7 protein-coding genes are annotated in these 6,964 nt (G+C 63.2%); 6 read left to right on the top strand and 1 reads right to left on the bottom strand.

Going from position 1 to position 6,964, the window contains the following annotated elements:
* Positions 1 to 44: 44 nt before the first annotated feature.
* A complete protein-coding gene (locus tag AD663_RS23690) occupies positions 45 to 725 on the bottom strand; it encodes a DNA-3-methyladenine glycosylase (RefSeq protein WP_003185793.1) in 681 nt (226 codons plus the stop codon).
* A 186-nt stretch (positions 726 to 911) separates the two neighbouring features.
* On the opposite strand from AD663_RS23690, the gene AD663_RS23685 reads away from it, so the two are divergent.
* The 6 genes from AD663_RS23685 to rodA all read left to right on the top strand — a co-directional run bounded on the left by AD663_RS23685 (position 912) and on the right by rodA (position 6,952).
* Positions 912 to 2,183 carry a glutamate-5-semialdehyde dehydrogenase gene (locus AD663_RS23685; RefSeq protein WP_003185790.1) on the top strand — a complete coding sequence of 424 codons (1,272 nt, stop codon included), beginning with the start codon at positions 912 to 914 and terminating at the stop codon, positions 2,181 to 2,183.
* Positions 2,152 to 2,868 (top strand): nicotinate-nucleotide adenylyltransferase, encoded by a 717-nt coding sequence (gene nadD / locus AD663_RS23680; RefSeq protein WP_033046300.1) that lies wholly within the window; start codon positions 2,152 to 2,154, stop codon positions 2,866 to 2,868. The genes AD663_RS23685 and nadD overlap by 32 nt, the downstream gene beginning before the upstream one ends.
* A 71-nt stretch (positions 2,869 to 2,939) precedes the next feature.
* Complete coding sequence (rsfS, locus tag AD663_RS23675) at positions 2,940 to 3,434, top strand: ribosome silencing factor (RefSeq protein WP_003185787.1); 495 nt, start codon at positions 2,940 to 2,942, stop codon at positions 3,432 to 3,434.
* Positions 3,435 to 3,443: 9 nt separating this feature from the next.
* Positions 3,444 to 3,911, top strand: a complete 468-nt coding sequence (rlmH, locus tag AD663_RS23670; RefSeq protein WP_003185785.1) for a 23S rRNA (pseudouridine(1915)-N(3))-methyltransferase RlmH — start codon at positions 3,444 to 3,446, stop codon at positions 3,909 to 3,911.
* Between the two features lie 10 nt (positions 3,912 to 3,921).
* The gene (gene mrdA / locus AD663_RS23665; protein ID WP_003185779.1) at positions 3,922 to 5,817 is read left to right on the top strand and encodes a penicillin-binding protein 2; all 1,896 of its coding nucleotides are present in this window, start codon (positions 3,922 to 3,924) and stop codon (positions 5,815 to 5,817) included.
* Between the two features lie 31 nt (positions 5,818 to 5,848).
* Positions 5,849 to 6,952 carry a rod shape-determining protein RodA gene (rodA, locus tag AD663_RS23660; protein ID WP_050551607.1) on the top strand — a complete coding sequence of 368 codons (1,104 nt, stop codon included), beginning with the start codon at positions 5,849 to 5,851 and terminating at the stop codon, positions 6,950 to 6,952.
* Positions 6,953 to 6,964 lie beyond the last annotated feature (12 nt).

The raw sequence follows: 6,964 nt of genomic DNA, 5'->3' as shown, positions 1-6,964 counted from the left end.
CATTCGCGAGCAAGCCCGCTCCCACAGGGGGATGCGGTATTTCATCAGGGCAGCAAAAAATAATCGCGCCCTTCGACCTGCCCACGACGTAATGGGTTGCGGGTGCACCACGGTGCGTAGGCCGCGTCGACGAAGCGATAGAGCAGATGTTCGTCCCGGCCCAGGGGGATGCCCAGGCGGGTGGTCTGGATCACGTTGACTGTCGGCACGTCCACGTCTTCCACCAGCAAGCGCTCGGGGTCGAAGCGTTTGGCGTCCCAGTCTGGCACTTTCAGCCCCAACGCCTTGCACAGCAAGGTCTGGCCGGCGCAGAGCTTCTGCGGTGTGCGCGGCCGCCCTTGGGCGTCGGGGTTGTTCAACAGCATCTGCGCCAGGCTCGCCGGGCCGCTGATGCTATCGACCCACGGATACGCCGATTTGATCAGCACCGCGTTGCCTGGGCCCTGGGCGCTGAAGTTCAACGAATCGCCGCCCCGGGCGTAGTACATATAGATGTGGCCGCCATCCAGAAACAAAGCCTTGCGTTTTTCTGTGTAGCCCAGCGAGGCGTGGCTGCCCTTTTCGGCGAAGTAATACGCTTCGGTCTCGATGATTCGCGCACTCAGCCACAAATCGCCGACTTTGTGGCGGATGACTTTGCCCAGCAGGTCCCGGGCGAGCACTTGGGCATCGCGATCGAAAAAAGCGTGGGGCAGGGCGTTCGGCGGACGAGGTGAGTCGGTCATGTCGATGGATGAGGAGCGGCCAAAGGAAGCGCGATGATAGCAATGGAAAGCTTAATCGCCGCTGAACAGTGACAATTTCCCAAGGATTTGCTCCTCCGCCGGTCACCACCGTGAGTCCATGCTGTTAGTCCAGGGTTACGACAGCTATAATCTGCCGCTTTCCTCTTTGCCAAGACCACACAGACCATGACTGAGTCCGTTCTTGACTACATGACCCGCCTGGGTCGCGCCGCTCGCGAAGCGTCGCGCATCATCGGCCGTGCCAGCACCGCGCAGAAAAACCGCGCCTTGCAAGCCGCCGCCAATGCGCTGGACGCTGCTCGCGCCGAGTTGACCGCCGCCAACGAACTGGACCTGGCCGCCGGCCGGGCCAATGGCCTGGAACCGGCCATGCTCGAGCGCCTGGCGCTGACCCCGGCGCGTATCGACGGCATGATCGTCGGTCTGCGTCAGGTCGCGGCGCTGCCGGATCCGATCGGCGCGATCCGTGACATGAGCTACCGGCCGTCGGGCATTCAGGTTGGCAAAATGCGCGTACCCCTGGGTGTGGTCGGGATCATCTACGAATCACGGCCGAACGTGACCATCGACGCCGCAAGCCTGTGCCTGAAGTCCGGCAACGCGACCATCCTGCGTGGCGGCTCCGAGGCGATTCATTCCAACCGCGCCATTGCCGCCTGCATCCAGCGCGGCCTGGCCGAGGCCAACCTGCCGGCCGCCGTGGTGCAAGTGGTGGAAACCACTGATCGCGCCGCCGTCGGTGCGCTGATCACTATGCCCGAGTTCGTCGACGTCATCGTCCCGCGCGGTGGCAAGGGCCTGATCGAACGGGTCAGCCGCGACGCCCGCGTGCCGGTGATCAAGCACTTGGACGGCATCTGCCACGTCTATGTCAGCGCCCACGCCGAACTGCCGAAGGCCCAGCGCATCGCCTTCAACGCCAAGACCTATCGTTATGGCATCTGCGGTGCGATGGAAACGTTGCTGGTGGACCAAGCCGTCGCCCAGGACTTCCTGCCGCCGATGGCCGCCCAGTTCCGCGAAAAAGGCGTCGAGCTGCGTGGTTGCGAGCGTACCCGGGCGATTATCGACGCTGTGACCGCCACTGAAGAAGACTGGAACACCGAGTACCTCGCGCCGATCCTGTCGATCCGCGTGGTCGACGGGCTGGACCAGGCCATCGAGCACATCAACCGCCATGGCTCGCACCACACCGACGCCATCGTCAGCGAACACCAGGGTGAAACCCGGCGTTTCGTGGCCGAAGTGGACTCGGCGTCGGTGATGATCAACACCCCGACCTGTTTCGCCGATGGCTTTGAATACGGATTGGGTGCCGAGATCGGCATTTCTACTGATAAGCTGCACGCCCGCGGCCCGGTGGGCCTCGAAGGCCTGACCTGCGAGAAGTACATCGTGGTCGGTGATGGCCAGTTGCGCGGACAGGAGCCGGCCTGACTTGGGCGACCTCGACCCGTCAGCCGCAGTGACGACAACCCCGCCCCGGCGCATCGGTATCCTGGGCGGCACGTTCGACCCGGTGCATATCGGGCACTTGCGCGGTGCGCTGGAGGCCGCTGACGCCCTGGCCCTCGATGAGTTGCGCCTGACGCCCAGCGCCAGGCCGCCGCATCGGAACACGCCGCAGGTGTCGGCGCAGGATCGCCTGGCCATGGTCGAGTGCGCGGTGGCCGGTGTGGCGCCGTTGGTGGTGGACGCCCGCGAATTGCAGCGGGACAAGCCGTCCTACACCATTGATACCCTGGAGCTGATGCGTGCCGAGCTGGCCGCTGATGCCCAGGTTTTTCTGCTTCTGGGCTGGGACGCATTTTGCGGCCTGCCCACTTGGCATCGCTGGGAAGAGTTGCTCCAGCATTGCCACATCCTGGTGCTGCAACGCCCGGATGCCGACAGCGAGCCGCCGGATGCCTTGCGCAACCTGCTGGCGGCACGCTCGGTGAGCGACCCGCTGGCCCTCAAAGGGCCGAGCGGACAGATTGCATTCGTCTGGCAGACGCCGCTCGCGGTATCCGCCACCCAGATCCGTCAACTGCTGGCCAGCGGTAAGTCGGTACGTTTCCTGGTGCCCGACGCGGTCCTGGCCTACATCGATGCGCACGGACTTTACCGTGCGTCGAACTGAAAAAGGTGCGCTTCAAGGCACGTGAATGCGTGTAGCGAAGCGCCCGAACATACGAGCAAAACGAGTTTTATATGACTGACAAAGACGTAAACAAAGTAAAGCGCAAAGGCACGTTCAAAAGCGCCCCGCTGCCCGTGGAAGTTCATACCGGCGTGGCACTGGTCGGTGAAGAACTGGTCAAGGTTGCCGTAGCGGCCCTGGAAGACGTCAAGGCCCAGGACATCCAGGTGATCGACGTTCGTGAAAAGCAGAGCATCACGGACTACATGATCATCGCCACCGGTACCTCCAACCGCCAGATCGGCGCGATGCTGGACAAGGTCCGCGAAGCGGTCAAGGCCCAAGGCGTCAAGCCGCTGGGTGAAGAAGGCAAGGGCGACAGCGACTGGGTGTTGCTGGATATGGACGACGTCATCGTCCACATGATGACCGCCTCGGCGCGCCAGTTCTATGACCTGGAGCGCCTGTGGGCCGGTGCCGAGCAGAGCCGTTCGGCGAGCGCTGCGCACCACAGCCCGGAAAACACCCATGAGCATTTCACCAAGCTCAACAAAGACCAGCAATAAGGGTTCGCTGTGCGACTGCGCCTGATCGCCGTCGGTTCTCGCATGCCCAAATGGGTGGAAGAAGGCTGGCATGAATATGCCAAGCGTCTTCCGTCCGAGCTGGCGCTGGAACTGGTGGAAATTCCGCTCAATACCCGTGGCAAGAACGCCGACGTGGCGCGCTTTATCCGCCAGGAAGGCGAGGCCATGCTGGCCAAGGTCGGGCCGAACGAGCGGATCGTCACCCTCGAAGTCCATGGCAAGCCCTGGAGCACCGAGCAACTGGCGGTGGAGCTCGATCGCTGGCGATTGGACTCGCGCACGGTCAACTTCATGGTCGGTGGCCCGGAAGGGCTGGCGCCGGAAGTCTGTGCCCGGGCCGATCAGCGCTGGTCGTTGTCGCCGTTGACGTTGCCGCACCCACTGGTGCGGATCCTGATCGGCGAACAGTTGTATCGTGCCTGGACAGTCCTGTCCGGGCACCCTTACCACAAGTAATCCTGCCCTCATGCCCCAGCCGATCCGCATCAAGGACCACGAAAAAGACGCCCGCCTGGTGCGAGGCCGCGTCGTGTTCGGCGCTATAACGGTGGTGACGCTGATCGGCGTGCTGATCGCGCGGTTGTATTTCCTCCAGGTGATCCAGTACGAGTATCACTCGACGCTGTCGGAAAACAATCGAGTGCATGTGCAACCGATTCCGCCGACCCGCGGGCTCATTTTCGACCGCAACGGCGTGGTGGTGGCGGATAACCGGCCCAGCTTCAGCCTGAGCATGACCCGCGAACGCTCCGGCGACTGGCAGCAGGTGCTCGATGTGATCGTCGAAGTGCTGCAACTGACCCCCGAGGACCGGGCGATCTTCGAGAAGCGCATGCGCCAGGGGCGCCGGCCATTCGAGCCGGTGCCGATCCTGTTCGAGCTGACTGAAGAACAGATCGCCCTGATCGCCGTGAACCAGTTCCGCCTGCCCGGCGTCGAGGTGGTGGCGCAACTGGTGCGGCATTATCCCCAGGGGCCACACTTCGCCCACTCGGTGGGCTACATGGGACGGATCAACGAGAAAGAGCTCAAGACCCTCGATCCGGTCAATTACAGCGGCACCCACCATATCGGCAAGACCGGCATCGAGCGTTTCTACGAGCCCGAATTGCACGGGCAGGTGGGTTACGAAGAGGTCGAGACCAACGCCCGCGGGCGCGTCTTGCGGGTCCTCAAGCGTACCGATCCGATTCCCGGCAAGGACATCGTCCTGAGCCTGGACATCAAGCTGCAAGAGGCCGCCGAAGCGGCGCTGGGCGGGCGCCGTGGCGCTGTGGTGGCGCTGGATCCGAACACCGGCGAGGTGCTGGCGATGGTCAGTCAGCCGAGTTTCGACCCGAACCTGTTCGTCACCGGCATCAGCTTCAGGGCCTACGCCGAGCTGCGCGATTCCATCGACCGGCCGCTGTTCAACCGGGTGCTGCGCGGCCTCTATCCGCCGGGCTCGACCATCAAGCCGGCCGTGGCGATTGCCGGGCTGGACTCCGGCGTGGTGACCGCGTCGAGCCGGGTCTTCGATCCCGGCTACTACCAACTGCCGAACTATGACCACAAGTACCGCAACTGGAACCGCACCGGCGACGGCTATGTGGACCTGGAAACGGCGATCATGCGTTCCAACGACACCTACTTCTACGACCTGGCCCATAAGCTGGGGATCGACCGACTGTCGTCGTACCTGGGCAAGTTCGGCATCGGCCAGAAAGTCTCCCTGGACATGTTCGAAGAATCGCCCGGCCTGATGCCGTCTCGGGAATGGAAGCGCGCCACCCGGCGCCAGGCCTGGTTCCCAGGTGAAACCCTGATTTTGGGGATCGGCCAGGGCTACATGCAGGCCACGCCTTTGCAGCTGGCCCAAGCCACGGCGCTGGTGGCGAGCAAGGGCAAGTGGTATCGCCCGCACTTGGCCAAGACCATCGAAGGGCAGAAACCGGTGGACCCGGACCCGATGCCGGACATCATCCTGCGCAACCCGTCGGACTGGCAGAAGGTCAACAACGGCATGCAGCAAGTGATGCACGGCGCCCGAGGCACCGCTCGCAAGGCAGCCATCGGCTCGCCCTACCGAATTGCCGGCAAGAGCGGTACGGCCCAGGTCGTCGCGATCAAACAGGGCGAGAAATACGACCGCTCCAAGGTTCAGGAACGCCACCGCGACCACGCCTTGTTCGTCGGCTTCGCCCCGGCCGACAACCCGAAGATTGTCGTGGCGGTGATGGTCGAGAACGGCGAGTCCGGTTCCGGCGTCGCGGCTCCGGTGGTGCGTCAGGTCATGGACGCCTGGTTGCTGGATGAGCACGGCCAGCTCAAGCCTGAATACGCAAGCCCCACCACTGCGGAGGCTACGGCCCGTGAAGAATAATTTCGACCGGATCCTCTCCAGCGAAGACGTGATGCGTCGGCGTGCCACGCTGTTGCAGCGCATGCACATCGACGGCCCGCTGCTGATCCTGTTGCTGATCCTGGCCGCCGGCAGTCTGTTCGTGCTGTATTCGGCCAGCGGCAAGAGTTGGGATTTGCTGATCAAGCAAGCCACTTCGTTCGGCATCGGCCTGGTGTCGATGATCGTCATCGCCCAGCTCGAGCCGCGCTTCATGGCGCGCTGGGTGCCGCTGGCCTATGTCGTGGGCGTGAGCCTGCTGGTGGTGGTGGACGTGATGGGCCACAACGCCATGGGCGCCACCCGCTGGATCAACATCCCCGGGGTGATTCGCTTCCAGCCTTCGGAATTCCTCAAGATCATCATGCCGGCGACCATCGCCTGGTACCTGTCCAAGCGCACCTTGCCGCCGCAGCTCAAGCATGTGTGCATCAGCCTGTTGCTGATCGGCATCCCGTTCATCCTGATCGTGCGCCAGCCGGACCTTGGCACGTCGCTGCTGATCCTGGCCGGCGGCGCCTTCGTGCTGTTCATGGGCGGGTTGCGCTGGCGCTGGATTCTCAGCGTAGTCGCCATTGCCGTACCGGTGTCGGTGGCCATGTGGTACTTCGTGATGCACGACTACCAGAAGCAGCGCATCCTCACGTTCCTCGACCCGGAGAGCGATCCGCTGGGCACCGGCTGGAACATCATCCAGTCCAAGGCGGCCATCGGTTCCGGCGGGGTGTTCGGCAAGGGCTGGCTGATGGGCACCCAGTCGCACCTGGACTTTTTGCCGGAAAGCCACACCGACTTCATCATCGCGGTGATGGGCGAGGAGTTCGGCCTGGTGGGCATTTGCGTGCTGCTGCTGATCTACCTGTTGCTGATCGGCCGGGGCCTGGTGATTACCGCCCAGGCCCAGACGTTGTTCGGCAAGTTGCTGGCGGGCAGCCTGACCATGACGTTTTTTGTTTATGTTTTCGTCAACATCGGTATGGTCAGTGGCCTGTTGCCGGTGGTGGGGGTGCCGTTGCCCTTCATTAGCTACGGAGGAACTTCGCTGGTGACACTACTGTCAGCGTTTGGGGTCTTGATGTCGATCCATACCCATCGCAAGTGGATCGCACAGGTTTGAATAAGGTGAAGA

It is taken from the genome of Pseudomonas sp. Q12-87, from assembly GCF_001269755.1.
GTDB classification, from domain to species: domain Bacteria; phylum Pseudomonadota; class Gammaproteobacteria; order Pseudomonadales; family Pseudomonadaceae; genus Aquipseudomonas; species Aquipseudomonas fluorescens_S.
Note: the sequence above shows the minus strand (reverse complement) of the source record. Positions and strands in the feature narration are given on the sequence as shown.

What these genes read in the sequence shown, in the direction of transcription:
- AD663_RS23690 (WP_003185793.1), bottom strand. Translation starts at nt 725, where the DNA reads ATGACCGACTCACCTCGTCCGCCGAACGCCCTGCCCCACGCTTTTTTC.
- AD663_RS23685 (WP_003185790.1), top strand. Translation starts at nt 912, where the DNA reads ATGACTGAGTCCGTTCTTGACTACATGACCCGCCTGGGTCGCGCCGCT.
- nadD (WP_033046300.1), top strand. Translation starts at nt 2,152, where the DNA reads ATGGCCAGTTGCGCGGACAGGAGCCGGCCTGACTTGGGCGACCTCGAC.
- rsfS (WP_003185787.1), top strand. Translation starts at nt 2,940, where the DNA reads ATGACTGACAAAGACGTAAACAAAGTAAAGCGCAAAGGCACGTTCAAA.
- mrdA (WP_003185779.1), top strand. Translation starts at nt 3,922, where the DNA reads ATGCCCCAGCCGATCCGCATCAAGGACCACGAAAAAGACGCCCGCCTG.
- rodA (WP_050551607.1), top strand. Translation starts at nt 5,849, where the DNA reads ATGCGTCGGCGTGCCACGCTGTTGCAGCGCATGCACATCGACGGCCCG.